General features: G+C 72.1%; 20 protein-coding genes and 3 pseudogenes. 19 read left to right on the top strand and 4 right to left on the bottom strand.

What is annotated here, in order from left to right; genetic code table 11:
* The 14 genes and pseudogenes from G6R25_RS09680 to G6R25_RS09625 all read left to right on the top strand — a co-directional run.
* Window positions 1-286, top strand: a pseudogene (locus G6R25_RS09680) (glycosyltransferase family 2 protein); the annotation flags it as partial.
* A 95-nt stretch (window positions 287-381) separates the two neighbouring features.
* A complete protein-coding gene (locus G6R25_RS09675; protein ID WP_163552706.1) occupies window positions 382-1,557 on the top strand; it encodes an acyltransferase family protein in 1,176 nt (391 codons plus the stop codon).
* A gap of 12 nt (window positions 1,558-1,569) precedes the next feature.
* Complete coding sequence (locus G6R25_RS09670; protein ID WP_163552705.1) at window positions 1,570-3,192, top strand: glycoside hydrolase family 30 protein; 1,623 nt, start codon at window positions 1,570-1,572, stop codon at window positions 3,190-3,192.
* 31 nt (window positions 3,193-3,223) lie between these two features.
* Window positions 3,224-4,243 (top strand): GDSL-type esterase/lipase family protein, encoded by a 1,020-nt coding sequence (locus G6R25_RS09665; RefSeq protein ID WP_161982956.1) that lies wholly within the window; start codon window positions 3,224-3,226, stop codon window positions 4,241-4,243.
* A 551-nt stretch (window positions 4,244-4,794) separates the two neighbouring features.
* Window positions 4,795-5,544: pseudogene (locus G6R25_RS30300) on the top strand (glycosyltransferase family 2 protein); the annotation flags it as partial.
* Window positions 5,545-5,547: 3 nt separating this feature from the next.
* A complete protein-coding gene (locus G6R25_RS30295) occupies window positions 5,548-6,765 on the top strand; it encodes a glycosyltransferase (RefSeq protein WP_235947926.1) in 1,218 nt (405 codons plus the stop codon).
* 61 nt (window positions 6,766-6,826) lie between these two features.
* Window positions 6,827-8,593 carry a lipopolysaccharide biosynthesis protein gene (locus G6R25_RS09655; protein ID WP_163552703.1) on the top strand — a complete coding sequence of 589 codons (1,767 nt, stop codon included), beginning with the start codon at window positions 6,827-6,829 and terminating at the stop codon, window positions 8,591-8,593.
* Window positions 8,593-9,213 carry a glycosyltransferase family 2 protein gene (locus G6R25_RS29585; RefSeq protein ID WP_336501045.1) on the top strand — a complete coding sequence of 207 codons (621 nt, stop codon included), beginning with the start codon at window positions 8,593-8,595 and terminating at the stop codon, window positions 9,211-9,213. The genes G6R25_RS09655 and G6R25_RS29585 overlap by 1 nt, the downstream gene beginning before the upstream one ends.
* Window positions 9,165-9,938 (top strand): glycosyltransferase, encoded by a 774-nt coding sequence (locus G6R25_RS09650; RefSeq protein ID WP_419469333.1) that lies wholly within the window; start codon window positions 9,165-9,167, stop codon window positions 9,936-9,938. The genes G6R25_RS29585 and G6R25_RS09650 overlap by 49 nt, the downstream gene beginning before the upstream one ends.
* On the top strand, window positions 9,925-11,853 hold the full coding sequence (locus G6R25_RS09645; protein ID WP_163552702.1) for a hypothetical protein: 1,929 nt from the start codon (window positions 9,925-9,927) through the stop codon (window positions 11,851-11,853). The genes G6R25_RS09650 and G6R25_RS09645 overlap by 14 nt, the downstream gene beginning before the upstream one ends.
* On the top strand, window positions 11,850-13,187 hold the full coding sequence (locus tag G6R25_RS09640; protein ID WP_163552701.1) for a hypothetical protein: 1,338 nt from the start codon (window positions 11,850-11,852) through the stop codon (window positions 13,185-13,187). Before G6R25_RS09645 ends, G6R25_RS09640 begins: the two co-directional genes overlap by 4 nt.
* A complete protein-coding gene (locus G6R25_RS09635) occupies window positions 13,184-14,071 on the top strand; it encodes a glycoside hydrolase family 16 protein (RefSeq protein WP_163552700.1) in 888 nt (295 codons plus the stop codon). The genes G6R25_RS09640 and G6R25_RS09635 overlap by 4 nt, the downstream gene beginning before the upstream one ends.
* A 74-nt stretch (window positions 14,072-14,145) precedes the next feature.
* Complete coding sequence (locus G6R25_RS09630) at window positions 14,146-15,045, top strand: LOG family protein (RefSeq protein WP_412842722.1); 900 nt, start codon at window positions 14,146-14,148, stop codon at window positions 15,043-15,045.
* Window positions 15,042-15,650, top strand: coding sequence for an LOG family protein (locus tag G6R25_RS09625; protein ID WP_163552699.1), 609 nt, complete (start codon window positions 15,042-15,044; stop codon window positions 15,648-15,650). The genes G6R25_RS09630 and G6R25_RS09625 overlap by 4 nt, the downstream gene beginning before the upstream one ends.
* Window positions 15,651-15,691: 41 nt before the next feature.
* Here the strand turns inward: G6R25_RS09625 and folP are convergent, their stop codons facing one another.
* Window positions 15,692-16,675: a dihydropteroate synthase gene (folP, locus tag G6R25_RS09620; protein WP_235947921.1), complete on the bottom strand. Its 984-nt coding sequence runs from the start codon at window positions 16,673-16,675 to the stop codon at window positions 15,692-15,694.
* 14 nt (window positions 16,676-16,689) lie between these two features.
* Here folP and G6R25_RS09615 point away from each other — a divergent pair, with 14 nt between their 5' ends.
* From G6R25_RS09615 to G6R25_RS31335, 4 genes and pseudogenes are all read left to right on the top strand, one after another.
* Complete coding sequence (locus G6R25_RS09615) at window positions 16,690-17,043, top strand: DivIVA domain-containing protein (RefSeq protein WP_163552698.1); 354 nt, start codon at window positions 16,690-16,692, stop codon at window positions 17,041-17,043.
* Between the two features lie 219 nt (window positions 17,044-17,262).
* On the top strand, window positions 17,263-17,430 hold the full coding sequence (locus G6R25_RS09610; protein ID WP_136448487.1) for a DUF3117 domain-containing protein: 168 nt from the start codon (window positions 17,263-17,265) through the stop codon (window positions 17,428-17,430).
* A gap of 95 nt (window positions 17,431-17,525) precedes the next feature.
* Window positions 17,526-18,338, top strand: a pseudogene (locus G6R25_RS31340) (M17 family peptidase N-terminal domain-containing protein); the annotation flags it as partial.
* A 58-nt stretch (window positions 18,339-18,396) separates the two neighbouring features.
* Window positions 18,397-19,242, top strand: a complete 846-nt coding sequence (locus G6R25_RS31335; protein ID WP_473246887.1) for a leucyl aminopeptidase family protein — start codon at window positions 18,397-18,399, stop codon at window positions 19,240-19,242.
* A 36-nt stretch (window positions 19,243-19,278) separates the two neighbouring features.
* Here G6R25_RS31335 and G6R25_RS09600 read toward each other — a convergent pair whose 3' ends face one another.
* The 3 genes from G6R25_RS09600 to G6R25_RS09590 form a co-directional block, all read right to left on the bottom strand.
* Window positions 19,279-19,647 (bottom strand): hypothetical protein, encoded by a 369-nt coding sequence (locus tag G6R25_RS09600; protein ID WP_163552697.1) that lies wholly within the window; start codon window positions 19,645-19,647, stop codon window positions 19,279-19,281.
* Window positions 19,648-19,758: 111 nt separating this feature from the next.
* On the bottom strand, window positions 19,759-20,988 hold the full coding sequence (locus tag G6R25_RS26620) for a hypothetical protein (protein WP_235947919.1): 1,230 nt from the start codon (window positions 20,986-20,988) through the stop codon (window positions 19,759-19,761).
* Window positions 20,989-21,152: 164 nt separating this feature from the next.
* A complete protein-coding gene (locus tag G6R25_RS09590) occupies window positions 21,153-21,338 on the bottom strand; it encodes a hypothetical protein (RefSeq protein WP_163552696.1) in 186 nt (61 codons plus the stop codon).
* 94 nt (window positions 21,339-21,432) lie between these two features.
* Here G6R25_RS09590 and G6R25_RS09585 point away from each other — a divergent pair.
* A partial coding sequence (locus tag G6R25_RS09585) for an RNA-guided endonuclease InsQ/TnpB family protein (RefSeq protein WP_163552695.1) occupies window positions 21,433-22,169 on the top strand: 737 nt, incomplete at its 3' end.

Here is a 22,169-nt window from a genome sequence, read left to right as displayed (position 1 = left end):
GGGCGTGCACTGGGCCATGCCGTTCTTCCTGTTCCTCACGCTGGTCACGACGGGAGTCGGCGTGACACAAAGCCTCTTCGCCTACCTGCTCGCCCACCCGGACGTGCGTCGGCGTCGACGATGGTTCCTCGTCTACGCGTTGTTCGCCGGTTTCTTCTACACCGAGTACAAGAACGCCCTGGCCCGGGTGGCTCAGATCAAAGAAATAGGAGGGGAGCGCCAGTGGCGGGTCACCCCGCGCCAGGTGCCCGTGCCCAGCCCGGCCTACCAGCGGGAATCGGCGTGACCGGCCTGCTCACAACCCCCACCCCCGGGTCCGCGCCCGCGTCTACGTCATCGCCCACGTCATCGCCGACGCCTGCGCCTGGGACGCTGGCGCGCATGGACGACCTCGAGGGATATCGGGGAATCGCCGCCCTGGGGATCGTGGTCTTCCACGCCTACCAGTTCTGCCGGGAGGGCGCCGGCGGGGACACGGCCGGCTCGACCCCCGACGGCTACGCATACGCCGGGACGCCGCTGGGCCATGTGATGCTCAACCTCGACGGCCTCGTCAGCCTGTTCCTCCTGCTGTCGGGCTTCCTGCTCTACGCCCCGGCGGCACGCCAGGTCCTCGCCGGGCGGCGGGTGGGAAGCCCGCGGGTCTTCCTGCTGCGCCGCGCCGTGCGCATCCTGCCGCTGTACTGGTTCGCGACCCTGCTGGTCTGGACCTACCGCAACCCCGAGCTGCCCGGCGACTGGCGCGACCTCGTGGAGCACCTCACCTTCACCCAGATCTTCGACAGCCGCCGCATCTTCTACACCATCGGCCCGGCCTGGTCCCTCTCGGTGGAGATCTTCTTCTACGTCGCGGTGGCGCTCATCCTGCTGGTCCTGCGAGGCTGGAATCCCGCCCGGTCACGCCCGGCGGTCCGGGCGCTGGTGATCGCGACGCCGCCCACCGTGATGCTGGTCGGCTCGCTGGTGTACCACTGGTGGGTGCTCGACATCGCCCACCAGCCGTCGGACCGGTGGGCAATCTGGTTCAACCCCCTGGCCAAGGCGGAGATGTTCGCCATGGGGATGTTCCTCGCCATCCTCCACGCCCGGTGGGGCAACCGGCCCGTGCGGGCGGTCTGGCTCGTCCCCGTCCGGCTCGTGGCGCTGGCCATCCTCGTCTACGGATGCGCCATCCGGGCCGATGACGCCAGGACCTCGACCGAGTTCAACATGCTGTCCATGGTCGCGTTCACCCTGCTGCTCGGCAGCTCGCTGTTCGCCCATCCGCGGGCATGGTGGCGACGGATCCTCGCGGTGCGCCCCCTGATGTTCGCCGGCACCATCAGCTACAGCGTCTACCTGTGGCACGAACCGATCCTGCTCTACCTCGACACCCACCACCTGCTGAGCCACCACGCGACGGCGTTCCCCTGGGTGGCGCTGCTGCTGGTGGCCGTCTCCGTGCCGTTCGGCTGGTTCAGCTACGTCATCCTCGAAAGGCCCTCCGGCGAGCTGAAGGCGCTGTTCCAGTCGGACGGCCGGCTGCGTTCCTACTACGGTCCCCGGCACGAAGGCTGACGGACGCCAACCATGGCCGAACCGACCATGCAGCGAACCCCGCAGCTCGGCGCGATCGTGGCCGCGTCCCGGCCGCGGTCCCGCACGTTCGCGGTTGCCGTGATCGGGCTGCTGTCCGCCGTCGTCGCCGTGTCCATCGTGCTCGGCGTGGTGGGGTCCGGCGCGGACCCGCACGTCTCGGCGTGGCTGACCACCGCGGACGGCACGCGCCACCTGGACCGCCAGCCGGACGTGCGGCTGTCCCCGTCGACCGGTCGAGCCGCAGCCGAGGGAGTCCTGCGGGTCGACCCGGACCAGCGTTTCCAGGTCCTGGAGGGAGTCGGCGCCTCGCTGACCGACTCCTCCGCCTACCTGATCGACACGAGGCTGTCGTCGCGCGAGCGCGGCAAGCTGATGCGCTCGCTGTTCGACCCCGACGCGGGCGCCGGGCTGAGCTTCCTTCGCCAGCCGATCGGCGCCAGCGACTTCTCCCGCGCCGCCGTCACCTACGACGACGTCCCCGCGGGCCAGAGCGACCCGCAGCTGCGGCAATTCAGCGTCGCCCCCGACGAGCAGCACCTGCTGCCGCTGCTACGGCACGCCCGCAAGCTCAATCCGGACCTGCGGGTGATGGCGACCCCCTGGACCGCACCGGCCTGGATGCGCACCGGCGGCACGCTGGCCGGGTCCTCTGGCGGCCCCCTGCGGCCCGAGTACACCGCCGCCTTCGCCGCCTACCTGGCCGCCTACGCCCGCGCCTACGCGGACAGCGGCGTGCCGATCGACCTGATCTCGCCGCTGAACGAGCCGCTGGCGCCGCCCGCGAACCATCCCGCCATGCCGATGACGGCCCAGCAGGAGGCGGCGGTGATCGCCGCGCTAGGTCCGGTGCTGCGCGCGGCCGGGCTGGGCACCCGGATAGCGGTCTCCGATCAGAACTGGGATCTGGGCTCCTACGCCCTGCAGGTCCTCAGCGACCCCGCGGCGGCGCCGTGGATCGCCGGGGTCGCCTCCCACTGCTACGGCGGGGACCCCTCCGCCCAGGCGATGCTACGCGGCCAGGCGCCGAACCTCGCCCAATACGTCACCGAATGCTCCAGCGGATCCTGGTCCAAGGGATTCGGCGACAGCCTGCGCTGGAGCGCGCAGAACATGGTGATCGGCGCGACGCGCAACGGCGCCGCCACGGTCGCCTACTGGAATGTGGCGCTCGACGAGACCGGCGGGCCCAAGCTCGGCGGCTGCCCGAGCTGCCGTGGGCTGGTCACGATCGACGAGCACACCGGAAACGTGGAGTACAGCCCCGAGTACTACGCGCTCGGCCAGCTTGCCAGGGTCACCAAGCCGGGTGCCGTCCGGGTGGACACGGCCTCGCCCGGACCCGGCGGGCTGGAGAACGTCGCCTTCGTGAACCCGGACGGCTCGCGCGCACTGGTCGCCTACAACCCGGGGGCGGCCGAGGCGGCGGTCACCGTCGACGACGGCCGGGTGTCGTTCACCGCGCGGGTCCCGGCCGGCGCCATGGCCTCGTTCTCCTGGCCGGGCCCCCGGCTCGCGGCCGCATCCTCCCCCCCGGCGCCCCCGCGTCGGGTCCCGACACCGCGTCGCGTCCCGCCCCTGGGCATCCCGCCCCCGGGCTCCCGGTACCGGCGGTGAGCTCGTCGGGACGCAGAACCGCATCCGGGTGATGCCGCTGGGGGACTCGCTCGTCGACGGGTTCGTGACCAGCGGCGGCTGGCGCACCCAGCTGTGGCACCGGCTGGTGCAGAACGACGGTGAGCCGGTCGTGTTCGTCGGCTCCCAGCACGGCGGCCCCCCCGACCTGGGCGATCAACGGGAGGAAGGCCATCCCGGCTGGCGACTTGACGCGCTGCAACGCCAGGCGGCCAGCTGGGTCGGCGCAGCCCAGCCCGACGTCGTCCTGCTCATGGCCGGCACCAACGACATCAACGAGGGGGCCACCGCCCAGCAGGCCGCCGCCCGGCTCGGCGAGCTGCTGCGCACCGTCCTGGCCGCCCGCCCCGGCGTCACCGTGCTGGTGTCGACCCTCGTCCCGATGCACAACGGCCACGACGCCACCTGGGCGGCCTTCAACGCGGCGGTCCCCGGCGTCGTCGCCGCCAGCCGGGCCACCGGCGCGAACGTCTCCGTCGTCGACCTGTCCGCGGTGGTCGGCCCCGACCACTACGTCGACGGGCTGCATCCCGACCAGGTCGGCTACAACGCACTCGGTGACGCCTGGTACGCCGCCGTCAAGCCGGTCGTACGCCGCCTGCTCGCTTCCGCCTCTGCCTCCGCCGCCGCCTCCGCTGTGCCCGGACCCCGCATGTCGGCCTCGACGGTCGCGGTGAGCGCCTGCTGCACCGACACCGCGCCCGCCCTCGTCGCCGACGGTCTGCCCGGCACCCGCTGGACCAGCGGCTATCCCCAGGAACCGGGGATGTGGCTACAGGCAGACCTGCGCGCCCCGACGCCGGTCAGCGGCATCGACTTCGACACCGGCCCCAGCGCCGGCGACCAGCCACGTGGCTACGCGGTGCGCGTCTCCCTCGACGGGACCACCTGGCGGACCGTCGCGACCGGCGGCGACGACGGCCCCCACACCACGGTCGCCTTCCCCCCGGCCATCGCCCGCTACGTGCGGGTGGAACTCACCGTTGCCGTGAGCGACCACTGGTGGTCAGTGGCCGGCCTCAAGATCAAGTAAAGTTGAACCGCACCGCATGGAATTTGGGCGCAAATATGTCGCCGATCCGGGGCGGTGACGCGTCACACAAAACGACGGCGCGCCGTGAACCTGCGCCGCTGGGCGACAATTGATGGGCGGCCCCGGTGATCGATGTTCGGGGGGAAACGCGCGGTGCCGGCGGCCGAAATCTCATGAGTACAACAGGTTCGCCCCTGGAGCGACGTTCGTCGATCGGCCCGGCGTGGTCCGCGTGGCGGGAGTACCGACTCCATCCGATCACCCGATCATTCGGCCGAGAATGATGTCATCGCGGCTTGTCGCGCGATAGCGCAGGTCGACGGTCTGCGAACCAACATGCTAGCGTCGCTGTCGTACCTACACGGATCTGTCGCTACTTCTCGTAGGTGGTCAACGGGGGGCGGCACGATCGGCGGGATGGCGCCCGGTCGCAAAATTCTGCCCCATTTTCCGGCGATGACCGTCTCCTTTCTTGCGCACCGACGCATCGACGCATCGGCGTTGTGGCAGGTGATTGCGGTCTTTTTTGTACGTACCCCGGGGGGAAACTGTTGAGCAGTGCCGACGACACGCCGTCGATCAGTATCATCATCCCGACGTTGAACGAGGCGCGTAATCTCGCGCACGTATTCGCCCGGCTTCCCGCCGAGGCCGAGATCATCGTTGTGGACGGTCATTCGACCGACGATACGATCGAGGTTGCGCGCGCGTTGCGTCCGGACGTCGTCATCGTCCATCAGACGCGGCGCGGTAAGGGTAATGCGCTCGCGTGTGGCTTCGCCGTCGCCTCCGGCGACGTCCTGGTCATGTTGGACGCCGACGGCTCGGCCGATCCGGGCGAGATCGACGCCTTCGTGGCCGCGCTGGCCGCGGGGGCGGACTACGCCAAGGGATCCCGGTTCCGCGCCGGCGGCGGCAGCAGCGACATCACCCGCTTCCGCCGGACGGGCAACGCGGCGCTGAACCGGCTGGTCAACGCCCTAATCGGCAGCGAGTACTCGGACCTCTGCTACGGCTACAACGCCTTCTGGCGCCACCGTCTGCCCTTCCTCGGCCTGGATCCGGGCGAGCGTGGGCAGACCACCAGGTGGGGGGACGGCTTCGAGGTCGAGACCTTGATCAACATGCGGGTCTCGATCAACATGCGGGTCTCGCGCGCGGGCCTGCGGGTGGCGGAGGTACCGAGTTTCGAGCATCAGCGGCTGTTCGGCGCCAGCAACCTCAACGCCTTCTCCGACGGGCTGCGGGTGCTGCGCACCATCCTGGTCGAGTCCCGCCGGTCGCGTGGCGACGCCCGCCGCCGCGTGTGCGTGGTCGGCTCCGGCTGGGAATTCGTTTCGGGAATCAGCTACTACACCCACCAGCTGACCCAGGCGTTTGCTCGCCGCGGGGATCTGCTCACCTCCGCCGTTCTGATGCGCCGGCTCCTGACGGCCCGGTTTTATCCGGGGCGGGCGCGGGTCGGCGACACCTCGATAGTTACCCAGCAGTATCCCGAGGCGGTGCCGCTGTTCAACGGGGTTGACTGGTTCTGGGGTTCAACGATGCCGCGAGCGCTGCGATTCGTCGTTCGTGAACGGCCCGACGTTATCGTCCTTCAGTGGTGGACCGGAACCGTTCTGCACAGCTACCTTGCGCTCATCGTCGCCGCCCGGCTGCGCGGCGCCCGAGTCGTCGTCGAGTTCCATGAGACGCAGGACACGGGCGAGACGATTAGGCCCGGTGTCGCGGCTTATGTAAACCACGTGTTTCCGCGACTTCTCCGTTGCACGGACGGCGTGGTGGTTCATTCCGAGCACGACGCCGCCGTTGTCCGGGAAAGGTTCTGGCTGCACGACCGCCCGATCGCGGTGATCCCGCACGGTCCCTACGCCCAACATGCGGGGAGCGCGGGCGTGCCGGGACCGCGGCGGCACGACCAGATCACCGATCTGCTCTTCTTCGGAACGATTCGCCCCTACAAGGGGCTCGAGGATCTCCTGGCCGCCTTCGAGCTGCTGACCGATGACGAGGCGGGCCATTTCCGGCTGACGGTGGTCGGGGAGACCTGGGAGGGCCACACCCTGCCGGCACGGATGATCGAGGAGTCCCGCCACCGCGACCGAATCGTCTTCGTCAACCGGTACGTCAACGACGTGGAGGTGAACTCCTACTTCGCGAACGCGAACGCCGTGGTGCTGCCCTACCGCCGCTCGTCGGCGTCCGGTCCCCTGCACATCACGATGGCGGCGGGGCTGCCGGTCGTCGTCACCGACGTCGGCGGCCTCACCGAGACCGCCGCCCGCTACGACGGTGCCGTCCTCGTTCCGCCGGGCGACGTTCCCGCGCTGCTCGCGGCGCTGTGCGAGCTGCCGGCACGCTGCGGTCGGCGCTACCTCGACGCGTCGTCCTGGGCCGAGTCGGCCGAGCGCTACCAGGCCCTGTTCGACGAGCTGCTCGGCGCGCCGCGGCGCCCCGAACGGCTCAGGACCCGGCCGGCGGACCTTGCGAACACGGCGGACCTCGCGGACACGGCGGCATGACCGTTCCCGAGTCCGGCGGCCCGGATCGGGAGCCGGCGGTGACGGGCGCCGCCGAGGCCCCATGACCAGTGTCAGTACCCCGCGGACCGCGCCGATCGCCGGTGGGGTCGGGCCGACGGTGGCCGCCCGGCCGTCCCGTGACCGCAGGCTGGTGCTGGACGCCTACGCGCTCACGGCGAGCTCCGTCGGGAACGCGCTCACCGGCCTGCTGTGCTATGTGATCTCCGCGCGACTGTTCCCACAGCGCGTGGTCGGCCAGGCCGCCGGTCTCACCTCGGGGCTGGTGCTGCTCTCGGCGATCGCCTCGCTGGACCTGCACACCGCGTTGCAACGGTTCCTGCCGGCGGCCGGCGTGTCCGGCGGCCGGCTGGTGCGAGGCTGCTACGTCACCGTCGCGGCGGCGAGCATGGTGGCGGCGGTTCCCTTCGTCATCCTGTTCGGCACCGACCTGTTCGGCGGGCACCCCGGCCGGGGACTGCTGTGGTACCCGGAGGCGGTGGCGCTCTGGTCGGTCTTCGCGCTGCAGGATGTGGTGCTGCTGGGAATGGGCGCCGCCATGCTCGTGCCGGTCGAGAACCTGGTGTTCGGCTTGCTCCGACTGGTGCTGCTGGTCTGCTTCGTCGGCGGCGCCTTCGCCGTGTTCGCCTCGTGGCTGCTGCCGGTGATCCTGCTCGTGGTCGTGATGAACATCATCATCTGGCGTCGCCTCCTGCCACGCTTCGCGGCGGCCTCGCCGCCCGGGCCACCGGGCTGGGACGCGCGTACCGTCACCCGCTTCGTCAGCGGCAGCCACATCGGCAACCTGGTCGGGGTGGCCAGCGCCAACCTGCTGCCACTGCTGGTGGTGGCGCGGCTGGGCACCGAGGGAAACGCGGTCTTCTTCATCGCCTGGACCATCCCGTACAGCCTACGGATGATCTCGTTCAACTTCGGGGTGTCCCTGCTGGTACACGGCTCGTTGGAACCCGGCCAGATCCCGTCGCTACTGCGGACCATGCTGCGCCGCCAGGCGACGCTGCTCGCCCCGGTTCTCGTCATCCTGATGCTGTTCGCCCACCCCGTCCCCTCCTACACCTGCGCCGCGAACCTGCTACGCCTGCTCGCCCTCAGCCTCGTACCGATGGCCGTCATGTCGGCCTACCTGCTGATCGCACGGGTCAAGGGCCGGTGGATCGAGGCGGTGGCGATCAGCGCGGCGGGCGGGGTGGCGGAGCTCGGCGTCTCCTGGTTCGGCCTGGTGCACCACGGCCTGACCGGCCTGGGACTCGGCTTCTTCGCTGCGGACGGCGCCGTGGCGCTGGTCGTCCTGCCACGCCTGCTGCCCTTCCTGATCCCCTCGACCCGGACCCGCCGCGCGACCGACCCCGCGACCGACCCCGAGCGCACAGTTGGCCTGCGCCCGCAGGCGCCGGGTCAACCCGGGCGGGGCGAGGCGGTCGGCGAGCGGACTCGCGCGGTCGTGGACGCGGCCCTGCTGGCCCTGCTCGTGCTCCTCGTCGGCGTGGTCCTGATCGTGCCCCACTCGGCCCTGCGGCCCCTCGTCGCGATCGTCTGCTTCAGCCTCGTGCCCGGCTGGGCCGTCCTGACCCGGCTTGCCCCGCTGGACCCCTTGACCACCCTGGGGCTCGCCGTGGCCTTCAGCCTCGCCGCGGAGCTGCTCGTGAGCGTGGTGCCCGTGTTTCTCGGGGCCTGGCACGTCGGGGCCTGGTACATCGCCGTGCCGGCGCTCGTACTCGGCCTGCCAAGCGCCGCGCTGATCGGGCTCGACCTGTTCCGACACTGCGGCTCGTTCCGTCCCATCAGATCGACAGGTAAGGACACTGCGTGATGACTGATAGCCGGCAGCCGTGGCAGCGGTCCCGCCCCGTTCCCACCTTCTGCGGGGCGGTCGAACTCGGGGATCCGGTGCTGCCCACCGCGCCGGTCGTCCGGGACGGCGGGGAGCCCTACTCGCAGATCCGGCTGCTCGTCCGGCTGCACACCGAGCCGCTCGGCTACGTCAACCTGCAGTTGACCGACGGCATCCTCAACCACGACGAGTTCTTCGAGACCGCCCACCTGGCGTTCGCCGACCGGATGGCCGTGCACCTGCGCGGCGACGGCCTGCGGATGGTACCGGCGCTCGGCCCGGGGGCGATACCGCCGCGGGAGCAGGTCGCCCACTGCTCCCGGGCCGTGGTGGACCCCACGTCGGTGACCGTCGTCGTGTGCACCCGCAACCGGTCCGCGATGCTGCCGGCCTACCTGTCGGGGCTGCAGGCACTGGACCATCCGGACCTGGAGGTGGTCATCGTCGACAATGCGCCGTCGGACGACTCCACCCGGGCGGTGTTCGACCGGCTCGTCGGCTCGTCGGCTCGTCGCCGCGGTTCCGCTACGTCCGCGAGGACCGCCCCGGGCTGTCCTGCGCGCGCAACCGCGGGGTCGCCGAGGCGCGGGGTGAGGTGATCGCCTTCACCGACGACGACGTGCGCGTCGACGGCGGCTGGATCGCCGGCCTGCTGCGCGGCTTCCGGCAGGGCGCGGGCGTCGGCTGCGTGACCGGCCTGGTCTCGACCGCGACGCTGGAGAACCTGGCCGAGTACTACTTCGACTCCCGGGTGACCTGGGCGTCGAGCTGCCAGCCGCACCTGTACGACATGGACCGCCACCGCCTCGCCCATCCGCTCTACCCGTACTCCGCGGGCGTGTTCGGCGCCGGCGCCAACTTCGCCGTCCGCGCCGACATGATCCGCGAGCTCGGCGGGTTCGACGAGGCCCTCGGCGCCGGCACCCTGACCGAGGGCGGCGAGGACCTCGACGCCTTCGTCCGGGTCCTGCTCGGCGGATACCAGCTCGCCTACGAGCCCGCGGCGCTGGTCTGGCACAGTCACCGCAGCGACCTCGACGCGTTGCGCAAGCAGATGTGGGGCTATGGCACCGGGCTCACCGCCTACCTGGTCAAACACCTCGGCGACCGCCGCAGCCGGACGGACATCCTCACCAGGCTGCCCGTCGGCATGTGGAAGATCTGGAAGATCGGCGACACGACCCGGGAGAGCTACGGACGCGAGCACGCGATGCCCCGCGGCCTGCTTGCCCGTGAACGGGTCGGGATGGTCGCCGGACCGATCCTCTACGCGCAGGCCCGCGCGGCCGCGCAGCGCAGCGGCGGGGTCGATGCCGGGTCTTGACAGCCTGCCGCAGGTGATCCCGCGGCGGGAGGATACCGGCACCGGCACCTACGGCGCCGCGGCCGTCGAGGGGCTGGGCCGGTCCACCGAGCCGTGGTGGCGCGCCGGCCCACGCCGCAACGGGGTGCTGCTCGCCGCGGTCCTGGTCGGGCTGGTCGGCTGGGCCGTCAGCCTGCGCGGCATCGACGTCGACCGGCTCGGTTCCTACGGCCTGCTGGCCGCGCTGCCGGCGCTGTGGTTCGTCGCGCTCGGCGTCCTGGCCATCGCCGCGGTCGTCGCCCTGTCGGCGGTGCGGCCGTCCGGCCCGCTCCTCGCCTGCGTCGGCATTGCCCTGGTGATCGTGCTCTACGCGACGATCCCGGCGGTCACCGACCTGCCGCAGTACGCCTACGTGTACAAGCACATCGGCGTCACCCGGTTCATCGAGGCGCACCACGGCGTCGACCGGTCGGTCGACCTCTACCACCGCTGGCCCGGATTCTTCGCCCTGGCAGCCTTCTTCGGCGAGGTCGCCGGCCGACCCGACCCGGTGACGTTCGCGGCCTGGGCCGAACCGTTCTTCGCCGTCGTCGACCTGTTCCTGGTCGCCGCGCTGGCCCGCACCGTCCTCGGCGGCACCCGCGTGCCATGGCTCGCCGCGTACCTGTTCACCGCGGGAAACTGGATCGGGCAGAACTACTTCGCGCCGCAGGCGATCAGCTTCACCCTCGTCTTGGCGATCTACGTGATCGTGGCCGGCCAGCTCACCCACGGCCCCGGCGGCCCCGGCAGCCCCGGCGGTCGAGGCAGCGGCCGCCGGATGAGGCTGCTGCGCCGGGTGCTCGGCTCCGCCGTCGACGACCCGGGCCCGCCCCGCACCGCGACCTGGCCGGCGGGCGCCACGATTGCCGCGATCCTGGTGCTGACCACGGCGGTCGTGGTCAGCCACCAGCTCACCCCGTACCTGATCGTGCTCACCGTCGGCGTGCTCACGGCGCTGGGCGTCGTCCGGCCCCGCTGGCTGGTGGCGGCCATGGCCGTCATCTCCGTCGCCTACCTGGTGCCCAACCTCGCCTACATCCGCGACCACTTCGGGCTGTTCAGCGGCGCCGACGCCGTCGCCAACGCGACGAACTCCGGCGTCTACGTCGAGCTGCACAAGTCCGCGGGGAAGATCCTCTACGCCCGGGCCGGACTCGCGCTGTTCGGCGGCACCTGGCTCGCCGCCGTCGTCTCCGTCGTCATCCTGCTTCGGCGGCGGGCGACCCGCGGGGTCCTGCTGTGTAGCGGCGCGGTGATCGGCACCGGTCTCGTGCTGTTCCTGCAGATCTACGGCGGGGAGGGGCGGCTACGGGTCTTCCTGTTCTCGCTGCCGTGGTGCGCGATCCTCATCGCCGCCGCGCTGTTGCGCGAGGACTCCCCGCCCCGCCCGCTGCGAGCGGCGGTGACGCTGGGTGCCCTCGTCACCTACCTCGGCCTGTGGCTGTGCGCCTTCTACATCCCGTTCGACGCGAACCACATGACGCGCGGCGACGTCGCCTCCGCCGCCTGGCTCTACGACCACGGCGACCCCCGCATTCCGGTGATGTTCGGGGACACGGACTGGCCCGGCGACTACAGCCCCCGCTACGCCGAGTTCGCCCGGACCCCGAAGCCGTCCTACGCGCTGCTGGAGGACCCGGTGTTCCGTGGCAACGCGCTCGGCCGGGCGCCTGCGACCGAGACCGCTGGGGTGATCTCGACGATGGGTCGGTACGGGCCGCGCGGATACTCGCAGAGCCAGGTGGCCTTCGCCCACTCCTACGGCCTCGCGCCGGACGGCACGATCGCCCGGATCGGCCGCGAGATCCAGGCCGACCGGCACTTCACCGTCGTCTACCGCAACCCGGACGCGACGATCTACCTGTTCACCCGAGACGCGGCGGAGGCACATTGAGCCCGACCCGACGAGTCGTCCCCCGGCCGGCGGCGAGCTGGCCGCTCTCGCCGCGCAACCGCGTCTGGCGGCGCACCGCCATCGTCGGGGTCCTCGGGCCGATGGCGATACCGCGGCCCGACCAGCTACGCGACGCCCTGTACCGGCTCGCCGCCGTCGCCCCGGGCACGCCGCTGCTGCGCGCCCTGGACCCGACGGGGTCCTACTGGCGGCACGTCCCCGCCGACGAACTCGACCAGCACATCGGCCGCATGGTCCGGCCCCTCGACGCCGCGCCGCCCGACCTGGACGGCGTCGGCACGCTCGTCTCAGCCAGGCTGGCCGACCCGCCGGTCGGCCAGCCACTGCGGATCTTCCTCGGCGACGAACACGTGCTGGTCGAGATGAGCCACGTCCTCGGCGACGGCTCGTTCATCAACCGCGTCTGGTCGGACCTGCTGAGCTGCGCCCGCGACGGCGGGGTCCCCGAGCTCGCCGCCGGCGCGGGCCCCGCCCTGCCGCTGGCGCGGGCGTTCGCGGCGACCTTCGGACGCCACCCGGGCCGCCTGCTCGGCGTTGTCCGCAGCTCCCGACCCCAGCCCACCGCCGGCCAGCCCACCGCCGGCCAGTTCGGTGTGGGTGGGTCCGCTGCGGCGGCGGTGCAGCCGTCGGAGGATCTCGCCCGCCCGGCGGCCTTCGGTGCCGGCGTGATCGACCCGGCGTTCGTGTACCGGCAGGCAGGGCCGGAGCTGCTGCGCGCGGTGCGGCGGGCCCGCGCCCAGGGGCCGGCGGCCCCGTCGACGGCCGCCATCATGTTCGCCGCCGCCTGGTCGGCCGCCGCGAAGGCCGGCCTACCGGAGCCGGCCCCCGGGCTGTGGGTGCTGTTCGACGTGCGGCGCTACCTGCCGGGGCCCTGCGTCGCGCTCGGCAACTTCGCCACCGGCGTCTACCTCGAACCAGCCGACCCGGGTGACCCAGGCGCCGTCACCGAGGCGATCCGGGCGGTGCTCGCCAACGGGCGGCCGGTGGCGACGATGGCCGTCGCCGCGGCCAAGCAGCTCGTGCCGCCCGCGCCACCTGCCCCTACTTCCGGGACACCCGCGCCGACACTCGCCGTTAGCTTTCTCACCCGCAACACCGGGTTCGAATCGCTGCCATGGCATCCTGCCACCGACGGTCGCATCCTCGCGTTTGCCTCGACCCCTGGTGGCCCGAGCGGAATCACCGTGACGATGGTCGAGGTTGCCGGGTCGATGCACGTGAGCATCAGCTTCGACGGTGCGGTCCATGACCGGAAGGCGGTCGCCGTGATGGCGGAGCTTCTGTGCACGGACCTCGTGAGCTTGGTGCGGTGAGCCGGTCGGCACGCACGGGTGGCCGCCTGCTCGTCGCCGGTCTCGTGGCCGCGGTCGGCTCCTGTGCCCCGACCTCCGGCGGCCCCGGCGCGGCGCCCTCGGCTGCGGCTGCGACCGGCAGCGACGGGGCCCTGTGGGGCGCGCCGGTGAAGACCGACGATTTCAACGGTTCCGCGGTCGACGCGTCGAAGTGGTTCGTCTACGACAGTCCGACGGGCAGTTTTCCACGGGTGCCGTCCGCGGTGACCGTGGCTGACGGCTCCCTACGTATTACCGGAGGTAACGGCAGTGCGGGCCGGGACGTCTCCGGCGGGCTGGCCAGCCTGCTGCACCAGCAGTACGGCCGCTGGGAAGCCCGGTTCCGGGTCGATCCGGGCGCCGGCTACTCGGCAGTCGTGCTTCTGTGGCCACAGTCGCAGAAGTGGCCGGACGACGGCGAGATCGACATGATCGAGGTGCAGGACGGCACCCGCGGCAGCGCGACGATGGCCGTCCACAACGGGGCGAAGAACGACACCCTGAGCACGCCGACCGCGCTCACCGCCGACTTCACGGCCTGGCACACCGTCGCCGTCGAATGGCTGCCGGGCCGGCTGTCCTACTATCTCGACGGACGCAACGTCTTCACGGTGCTGCCCGCCCGCACCCAGAACGGCGCCGCGACCATCCCGACACCTCGCCGATGCACATGGCGCTCCAGCTCGACACCGGCTGCCACGACGGCATCCCGTGCCGGGACGCCAGCACGCCCGCCCACATCTCCATGTACGTCGACTGGATCCGGACGTACGCCTACGGCGGCTGACCTGCTGCAGGCGCCCACGATCGCGGGCTGGATCGGGCTGGTGGGGCTGGTGGGGATAGCCCGGATTGCCGTCCGGTGAACGTTGTCGCGGACCGTGTTCTCGGGGGCTAGGCCGCCACCCGACGGGGCCGTCGAGGGCCTAGGGTGGGCGTGGTGACATCGCCCGCGAACCCGGATCCGCAGCCCACCGGGCCGAGCCCCACCCCGCCGGCCGAGTCAGGCGCCACCCCGCCGGCCGCTGGCGAGCGGTCCGGCAACAGTGCCCCGGTGAATGGCCGCGAGCGCCGCTACCCGCCGCCGGAGCAGTTCCGCGGTCCGGTCGTCGCCCGCCGCGGCCAGGTCGAGCGGTCCACCACCGACCAGCGGCTGCTCGACACCCGCAGCCCGTCGGGTTTCGTGCACGGCGACCCGTGGCGGGTGATGCGGATCCAGAGCGAGTTCGTCGAGGGCTTCGGGCTGCTCGCGGAGCTGCCGCGGGCCGTGACGGTCTTCGGCTCGGCGCGGATCAGCCCGGACGATCCGATCTACGCGCAGGGTCGTCGTCTCGGGGCCGCGCTCGCCGCGGCCGGCTTCGCCGTCATCACCGGCGGCGGGCCGGGGACGATGGAGGCGGTCAACCGCGGCGCCCAGGAGGCGGGCGGGCTGTCGGTCGGCCTCGGCATCGAGCTGCCGTTCGAGCAGCGGCTCAACGACTGGGTCGACCTGGGCGTCAGCTTCCGGTACTTCTTCGTACGCAAGACGATGTTCGTCAAGTACGCCGAGGCGTTCGTCATCCTGCCCGGCGGGGTCGGCACGCTCGACGAGCTGTTCGAGGCGCTCACCCTCGTCCAGACCGGGAAGGTCACCCGGTTCCCGGTGGTCCTCATCGGGTCGCAGTACTGGTCGGGCCTGGTGGAGTGGCTGCGTTCCACCGTCCTGCCGGCCGGCCTGATCAAGGAGTCCGACCTGCACATCCTGTCGATAACCGACGATGTCGACGAGGCGGTGCGCATCATCGTGCAGGGGACGGCCGGGCACGCCGCGCCGCCCCGCACGGAGGTGCCCGAACCGTGAACATCTGCGTCTACTGCGCGTCCTCGTCCGCGATCGACGCCGCCCACGTGGAGCTGGCGGCCCAGACCGGGGCGGAGCTCGCCCGGCGCGGACACACCCTGGTGTCCGGCGGTGGCTCCGTGTCGTGCATGGGGGCGGTGGCCCGGGCGGCGCGGGCCGGCGGCGCCCGCACCATCGGGGTGATCCCACGCGCGCTGCTGGCACTGGAGGTCAGCGACACCGAGGCGGACGAGCTGATCGTCACGGACACGATGCGGGAGCGCAAGGCGCTGATGGACGCCCGCGCCGACGGCTTCCTCGCGCTGCCCGGCGGGCTGGGCACACTGGAGGAGCTGCTGGAGATCTGGGTGGCCCGGGTGCTGAGCCTGCACACGAAGCCCGTCGTCGTCCTCGACCCCGGCGGGGTCTTCGGTCACCTGCGGCTGCTCGTCGACTCCCTCGTCGCGGGCGGTTTCGTCCGGGACGTCGCCCGCGACACGCTGATCTGGGCGGTCAGCGTGGGCGAGGCACTGGACCGGCTGGAGGCCGCCGCGCTGGCGGGCGTGGTAGCCGCGGGCGCCGCCGGGCCGCAGCCGACCGACCGAGAGATCATCGAAGGCGACTGACAAACCGCAGCGCCGGGACTCGGATGGAGCCGAGGGCGGGTTCAGACGACGCCGCGGCGGGCGAAGGCGAGGTCGGCGTCGCCGCGGATGGCCGCAACCATCCGCAGCGTGCGCACCGTCGCGGCCACTTGGTGGGCGCGGAAGACCCGGGCGCCGAGCCAAGCACTGATCGCCGTCGCGGCGAGGGTGCCTTCCAGCCGCTCGTCGACCCCGGCGGCCAGGGCCTCCCCGACGAAGTCCTTGTTCGACATCGCGACCAGCACCGGCCAGCCGGTGGCCGCCAGCTCCGGCAGTCGGCGGGTGGCCTCCAGCGAGTGGCGGCTGTTCTTGCCGAAGTCGTGACCCGGGTCGATGACCACCGAGTCGGGACGAACCCCCAGCGCTACCGCACGCTCGGCGAGTCCCACCGTGGTGGTGACGATATCGGCGACGACGTCGTCGTAGGTCATCCGGTGCGGCCGGGTCCGGGGCGCTAGGTGCCCGGCGTGGGTGCAGACGAGACCGGTGCCGAACTCGGCGGCGACCTCGGTGAGCTGCGGATCGACCCCGCCCCAGGCATCGTTGAGCAGGTCGGCGCCCTCCCCGGCGACCACTCGGCCGACCGCCGCCCGCCAGGTGTCGACGCTGATCACCAGGTCGGCGTGGCGCGCGCGGACCGCGGCGACGAAGCCGCCGACCCGGCGAAGTTCCTCGGCCGGGCTCACCTCCCCGCCGGGGGCCGCCTTCACTCCGCCGATGTCGATGATCCCCGCCCCGTCGTCGACGGCACGGTCGACGGCGTCGAGGGCCTCGGCCTCGCCGTACGTCGCGCCCCGGTCGAAGAACGAGTCCGGCGTGCGGTTGACGATGGCCATGACGACCAGCTCCGATGGGCTGAACACCCGCCGCCCCAGCCGCAGCGGCCCCTGGCCTCGGGGGGCGCCCTGGGCGGTCGTCTCGGCGGTCGTCTCAGCGGTGTCGGCGGTGTCGGCGTCCACCCGGCCAGACTGCCAGATCGGGCGGGGTGACCAGGGTGGTCGGGGCATGGCACGATCGACCCGTGGTGCTCGTCGTGGAGATTGTGATCGTGGCCGCTGTCGTGTTCGCTGTGGCCGCGCTGGCCGTCGGCCGCTTCGACCGGCTCACCCCGGCGCCGCTCGACAGTGCCTCCGTCGGCCTGCCCGCCGAGACGGTGACGGCCGGCGACGTCACCCGTCTGCGGTTCGCGATGGCGCTGCGCGGCTACCGGATGGCCGAGGTCGACGCGGTCCTGCTGCGCCTGGCCGAGGAGCTGGCCCGGCGCGACGACGAGCTCGTCCGGCTGGCGACCTTCGCGCGGATCGGCCCCGAGCCGGCGGCGGCGGAGCGATCCGCCGCGCCGCCGAACAAGGCGCCGAACAAGCCACAGGACTGACCTGTCCAGTCCCCACGGGTCTCGGTTCCCGTTGATGGACGGTCGATCTGGGCCACGCGGGACTGACCGCCAGCGCGCCCGTCGACACCGGAAACCCACCGTTCGCCGCCGCCGCCGCCGACCGTTGTGATGCTGCGGGGAGACGTGTTTCGGTTTGCGGTCCGGTCTACGGGATAATCGTCGCCAGACGCAGGTCCGACGGCAGGAAGAGGTGCACCGATGGCGGCCATGAAGCCGCGGACGGGTGACGGTCCGCTCGAGGTGACCAAGGAGGGACGCGGCATCGTCATGCGTGTCCCGCTGGAGGGGGGTGGTCGGCTCGTTGTGGAACTCACCGCTGACGAGGCGAGTGCGCTGGGGGACGCCCTGAAGATCGCGGTCAGCTAGCTGTCGTTGCGTACCGTCGGCGCGGCCGACCCGGGGTGGGTGAGGTCGGCCGGGCGGGCGGCGGTTGATGAGGCGGCGGCGACGAGGAGGGTCACATGACCATGGACGGATCCGCGTCGAGTCCGGTGCTCGATGATCTCAGCGGGTCGCCGCCGGAGATCACGCTCCGGTCCGGGAGTGTCAACGGCGCGGCGGCCTCCGTCGTCGCCGTCGTGCTGGCGGCGGGGGAGGACGGGCCGGTCTTCGACGCGACCGCCCGCCGGGCCGGCAGCGATCTTGGCGTGGAGCTCGACCGTCTCGTCGAGAGCGAGTCTCTGCGCGGTGACGCCGGCTCTGTGCTGGCCGTCCCGCTCACCGGCGCGGATCGTTTGGTTACCCGACTACTCGTGGTCGGCGTCGGCGCCGGTGAGCCGCGGGACTGGCGGACCGCCGGCGCCGCTGTGGCGCGCCGGGCCGGCACATCGGCACGGCTCGCGGTGATCGCGCAGCCCGCGCCGGCCGGCCTGCGGGCCTTCGCCGAGGGGGTCGCCCTCGGCTCCTACCGCGTCTCCGGGCTGCTGGAACGGGTCGGTCAACCCGGCCGCCCCGCGAACGGCGGGACCCGGTCCGACGCCCGGGACGCGCCCGGCCCCGACGCGGACGCCGCCGGCCTCGACGCGGACGCGGGCGGCGGGGCGTCGACACCCACCGGCGGGTCGCTGCGCGAGGTCGTCGTGGTCACCGATCTCGCGGCGGATCCCGCGGCGCTCGCCGCGCTGGGGGCGGCCCGAGCCGTGGCACTCGGGGTGTACATCGCCCGTGATCTGGTGAACACGCCGAGCCTGGTGAAATCGCCGGAATGGCTCGCCGACCGGGCGGTGCGCATCGCGGCCGCGGCCGGCCTCACGGCGACCGTGCTCGGCCCGAAGGAACTGGCCGAGCAGGGTTTCGGCGGGTTGCAGGCCGTGGGCCAAGGGTCGCCGGCGCCTGCCGCGCCTGCCGCGGCTGGTCCGGATCTCCTACGACGGTCCCACGGCGCCCGCCGCGACGCAGGGGCGGCCCGCCGCCGGTCATCGGGTGCTCGTCGGCAAGGGCATCACGTTCGACTCGGGCGGCCTCTCGCTCAAGCCGGCCGTGTCGATGATCGGGATGAAGACCGACATGTCCGGCGCGGCCGCGGTGCTGGGAACGATGACCGCGCTACCGGCACTCGGCGTGCCCGGTCGGGTGACCGGCCTGCTCTGCATCGCGGAGAACATGATCGGTGGCAGTGCCATGCGCCCCGGTGACGTCATCACCTGCTGGGGTGGGACGACCGTCGAGGTACTCAACACCGACGCCGAGGGGCGCCTGGTCCTCGCGGACGGTCTCGCCTACGCGGCGGGTGAGCTCGGCGCCGACGTCATCGTCGACCTGGCCACCCTCACCGGGGCGATCGCCGTCGCGCTCGGCCGGCGCACCGCGGGCCTGTTCAGCTCCGATGACGATCTCGCCGCGGAGCTGGCTGCCGCGGCCGACACCGCCGGGGAACGGGTGTGGCGCCTGCCGCTCACCGAGGACTACCGACCGGCGCTCGACTCGCCGGTCGCGGACCTGGCCAACATCGGCCGGGCGTTGGACGTCGGCGGCGGGTCCATCACCGCCGCGCTGTTCCTGCGCGAGTTCGCCGGGAAGCTGCCGTGGGCCCATCTCGACATCGCCGGCACGACGCGGTCCGAATCCGACGACGGCGAGATCAGCCGCGGCGGCACGGGCTGGGGGGTCCGCACCCTGCTCAGCTGGCTGGCCGCGGGCGCCACCGCGCCGGCGGACGCGTCAGCCCAGACCGGGTAGCGACTCGATCCCCGGCTGCGCTGGTCGCGAGGCCGGTCAGGAAGCGGCCCCGGCCGAGCTCAGGCTGGTGAGCTGGCGGCGGGCCCAGCGCAGGCTGTTGTGCTCGTCCATCACCGCGGGCCAGCCCGCCAGCGCCGCCTCGACCGCCTCGCGGTCCGCCACCGCGAGGACCTCGACCCGCAGCTCGTCAATGTCCGCCTGGTCGACGCGGAGCTGGTCGAGGTAGCGGGCGAGGATCCCGCCGGGGTGCGGCTCGCGAACCGAGTAGATCTCCCGGGTGTCCGCTACCCAGCTCAGCCGGTAGGTGCTGTGGATGTCGTGCTGGTCGGTCCACCCGTCCCCGAACGGGACCTCGGTGGAGGCCTGCCGCCGCGAATCCTCGCGGTAGAACTCCCGGATGTTCATGAAGCATCCTTCCCCGCGGGACGGACCCGCGTAAACGGCCGGACATCGGTCGGTGGCCGGTCCCGTCAGCCCTGTCAACCCTGGCTCGCCCGGCCCAGGGTGGTCGGGCGCTCAGGAGGTCAGCCGCTGCAGCGCCGTCTTGTATCCCTTGGCCTGATCCTCGGTCAGGACCAGGGAAACGCGCAGGACTACGCCGCCCCGCACGTAGACGTATTCGGTGACCAGCGGATTCGTCTCGGTGACGGTCTGGAGTCGGGTGGCACGCCGCTGGGCGGCCGCCGCGTCGCGGAACGTCTCGACGGCCCCGCCGCGCTCGATCGCCCCCGCCGGAGCCCCCGCCACCTCGTTCGAATCCACCCGTGGGTCGCTGAACGCGATCCGGCTGAAGTAGCCGCCCGCCGCGCCCAGGAGCCGGTCGGGGTCGCTGGCGGCGGTGTAGACGACGGTCGTGCGCAGCGGCAGGCCCGCCTCGGCCAGTCTGATCGCGACCTGCTCGGCGGTGAGGTTCGTCAGCAGGCCGCCGGCGTCGCCCTGGCCTGGGCCGGAAGTGCCGGCCGTCGCGGTCGGATCGGTCGGGGACCCCGCAGTGCCGGCCGTTCCCGGGCTGGCCGCGGATGGGCTGGCCGTCGGCGCCGGGCCCGCTCGGTGCGCCGGTCCCACCAGTCGGTTCAGTGTGTACCCGACCGAGCCGGCCAGGACCGCCACCATCAGGACGAAGGCAACATAGGGCAGCAGGCTGTTCCGCGTGGCCGCGTCGGGCGGTCCGCCATCGGGGTCGTGTCCGTCGATCCCCCCTCGTTCGCGGTGGCCCGCGCCGCCGGCGAGACCAGGCCGACCGCCGCCGAGGCCCTGGCGACCGATGCCGCCTGCAGGGCCGCTGTAGGCGCCGCTGCCGACCCGGTCTGCACCCTCGCGGGGCGCGGTGTGGATGGCGGGATCGGTGTGGTCATCGTGGACTGGGTGGCGACCACGGTCGAACCTGGCCCCGCGGTCGACGCGGGTGCCACGATCGGCCTGGACGGCGCCATCGCCGTAACCTTCGCGGCTGCCGTACTCGCCGGGAGGGCTGTACCTGCCGCGGCCGTCGAGTCTTCCTCGATCGTCGAGTCTTCCGCGATCGTCCTGGCGTCCTCGATCGTTGTATGGATCGGGATCGGGATGGTCGTAAGGATTGCGGTCGGCATAGCCGTTGAGGTCGTCGTAGCCACCGCGGTCGTTGTGGCCACCGCGGTCCTCGTAGCCGCCGTGATCCTGGTAGCCGCCGCGCCCGTCGTACCCGCCGGGGTCGTCGTACCCGCCGAAGTCGTCGTAGCGCCGGTACTCCCGTGCCGCCGGTGCCATCCACTCCCCAAGGCGTCGAAATGTCACGCTTGAGGGCACCCTACGCGTCTACCGGTTGGAACCCTCGGTGGCATCGCGGCAGCGGGCAGGGTTCGTTGGATGACCATGATTCGTAGCGCGCAGGCCCCGTCCTTTAGGGCGGGGATAGCGCGTTCGCGCGGCAGTCAGTGACCTTCTGCGAGCGCCGCGCGCACAGCGGCGAGGGCGCCGCGAGGGTCCGCCGTGGCCCATTCGGCGAACAGCCGCAGGGCGGTCGACCGGTCGACCTCGCCCACCGATTCGAGTGCGTCGCCGAACGCCTTCCACGCCTCGGGGTCGATGCGTACCTGTCGGGTCTTGGTGGCGGCCACGGCGGCCAGTGTAGCCGCGCCGTACGGCAGGGGTCACGACGCAGGGACGACCCCGTACCTGTGTAGTACCTACATAGGGGGTACGCTTGTGGACATGCCGACCGTTCGTTACCGCTACCGCGCCTACCCGGCCCCGGGCCAGGCGCAGGATCTTGCGCGGGCGTTCGGCTGCGCCCGGGTCGTGTTCAACGACGCGATCCGAACCCGCGACGAGGCGTACAAGGCCGGCGAGAAACTGTCGGACACCGAGGTGCAGCGGCGGGTGGTCACCCTCGCGAAGCGGACCCCCGAGCGGGCATGGCTGGCCGAGGTGTCCTCGGTGGTGCTTGTGCAGGCGTGCCAGGATGCCCGCCGGGCGTTCCGGAACTGGTTCGACTCGCTGTCCGGAAAGCGCAAAGGTCGGAAGGTCGGCCATCCCCGGTTCCGGTCCCGGAAGGACAACCGGCAGTCGATCCGGCTCACCCGCAACGGCTTCACCGTCACGCCCCAAGGGGTGCGGGTCGCGAAGGTCGGTGATATACGGCTCGCCTGGTCGCGACCGCTTCCGTCGGTTCCGTCGTCGGCGACGGTGATCCGGGAGGCGGACGGCAGGTACTACGTGTCGTTCGTCGTCGACGTCGACGACGTCCTCTACCCGGCGGCGGACGCCGAGGTCGGTGTAGATCTTGGGTTGGACCGGCTCGCGGCCCTGTCGACTGGGGAGATCGTCGCGAACCCGCGTCATCTTCGGTCGCGTCAGCGCAGGCTCGCTCGCGCACAGCGGGCGCTGGCCCGGAAGCAGAAGGGTTCGGCGAACCGTCGGAAGGCGGTCCGCCGGGTCGCGGTCGAGCA

Origin of the sequence: Candidatus Frankia alpina, assembly GCF_902806485.1 — a bacterium.
Taxonomy (GTDB): Bacteria; Actinomycetota; Actinomycetes; order Frankiales; family Frankiaceae; genus Frankia; species Frankia alpina.
The sequence above is the reverse complement of the archived record's forward strand: the minus strand, read 5'-3'. Positions and strand labels throughout refer to the sequence as shown.

What these genes read in the sequence shown, in the direction of transcription:
- folP (WP_235947921.1), bottom strand. Translation starts at nt 16,675, where the DNA reads ATGCCCCGACCACCCTGGTCACCCCGCCCGATCTGGCAGTCTGGCCGG.
- G6R25_RS09670 (WP_163552705.1), top strand. Translation starts at nt 1,570, where the DNA reads ATGGCCGAACCGACCATGCAGCGAACCCCGCAGCTCGGCGCGATCGTG.
- G6R25_RS09600 (WP_163552697.1), bottom strand. Translation starts at nt 19,647, where the DNA reads ATGAACATCCGGGAGTTCTACCGCGAGGATTCGCGGCGGCAGGCCTCC.
- G6R25_RS26620 (WP_235947919.1), bottom strand. Translation starts at nt 20,988, where the DNA reads ATGGCACCGGCGGCACGGGAGTACCGGCGCTACGACGACTTCGGCGGG.
- G6R25_RS09675 (WP_163552706.1), top strand. Translation starts at nt 382, where the DNA reads ATGGACGACCTCGAGGGATATCGGGGAATCGCCGCCCTGGGGATCGTG.
- G6R25_RS09665 (WP_161982956.1), top strand. Translation starts at nt 3,224, where the DNA reads ATGCCGCTGGGGGACTCGCTCGTCGACGGGTTCGTGACCAGCGGCGGC.
- G6R25_RS09645 (WP_163552702.1), top strand. Translation starts at nt 9,925, where the DNA reads ATGCCGGGTCTTGACAGCCTGCCGCAGGTGATCCCGCGGCGGGAGGAT.
- G6R25_RS09610 (WP_136448487.1), top strand. Translation starts at nt 17,263, where the DNA reads ATGGCGGCCATGAAGCCGCGGACGGGTGACGGTCCGCTCGAGGTGACC.
- G6R25_RS09655 (WP_163552703.1), top strand. Translation starts at nt 6,827, where the DNA reads ATGACCAGTGTCAGTACCCCGCGGACCGCGCCGATCGCCGGTGGGGTC.
- G6R25_RS29585 (WP_336501045.1), top strand. Translation starts at nt 8,593, where the DNA reads ATGACTGATAGCCGGCAGCCGTGGCAGCGGTCCCGCCCCGTTCCCACC.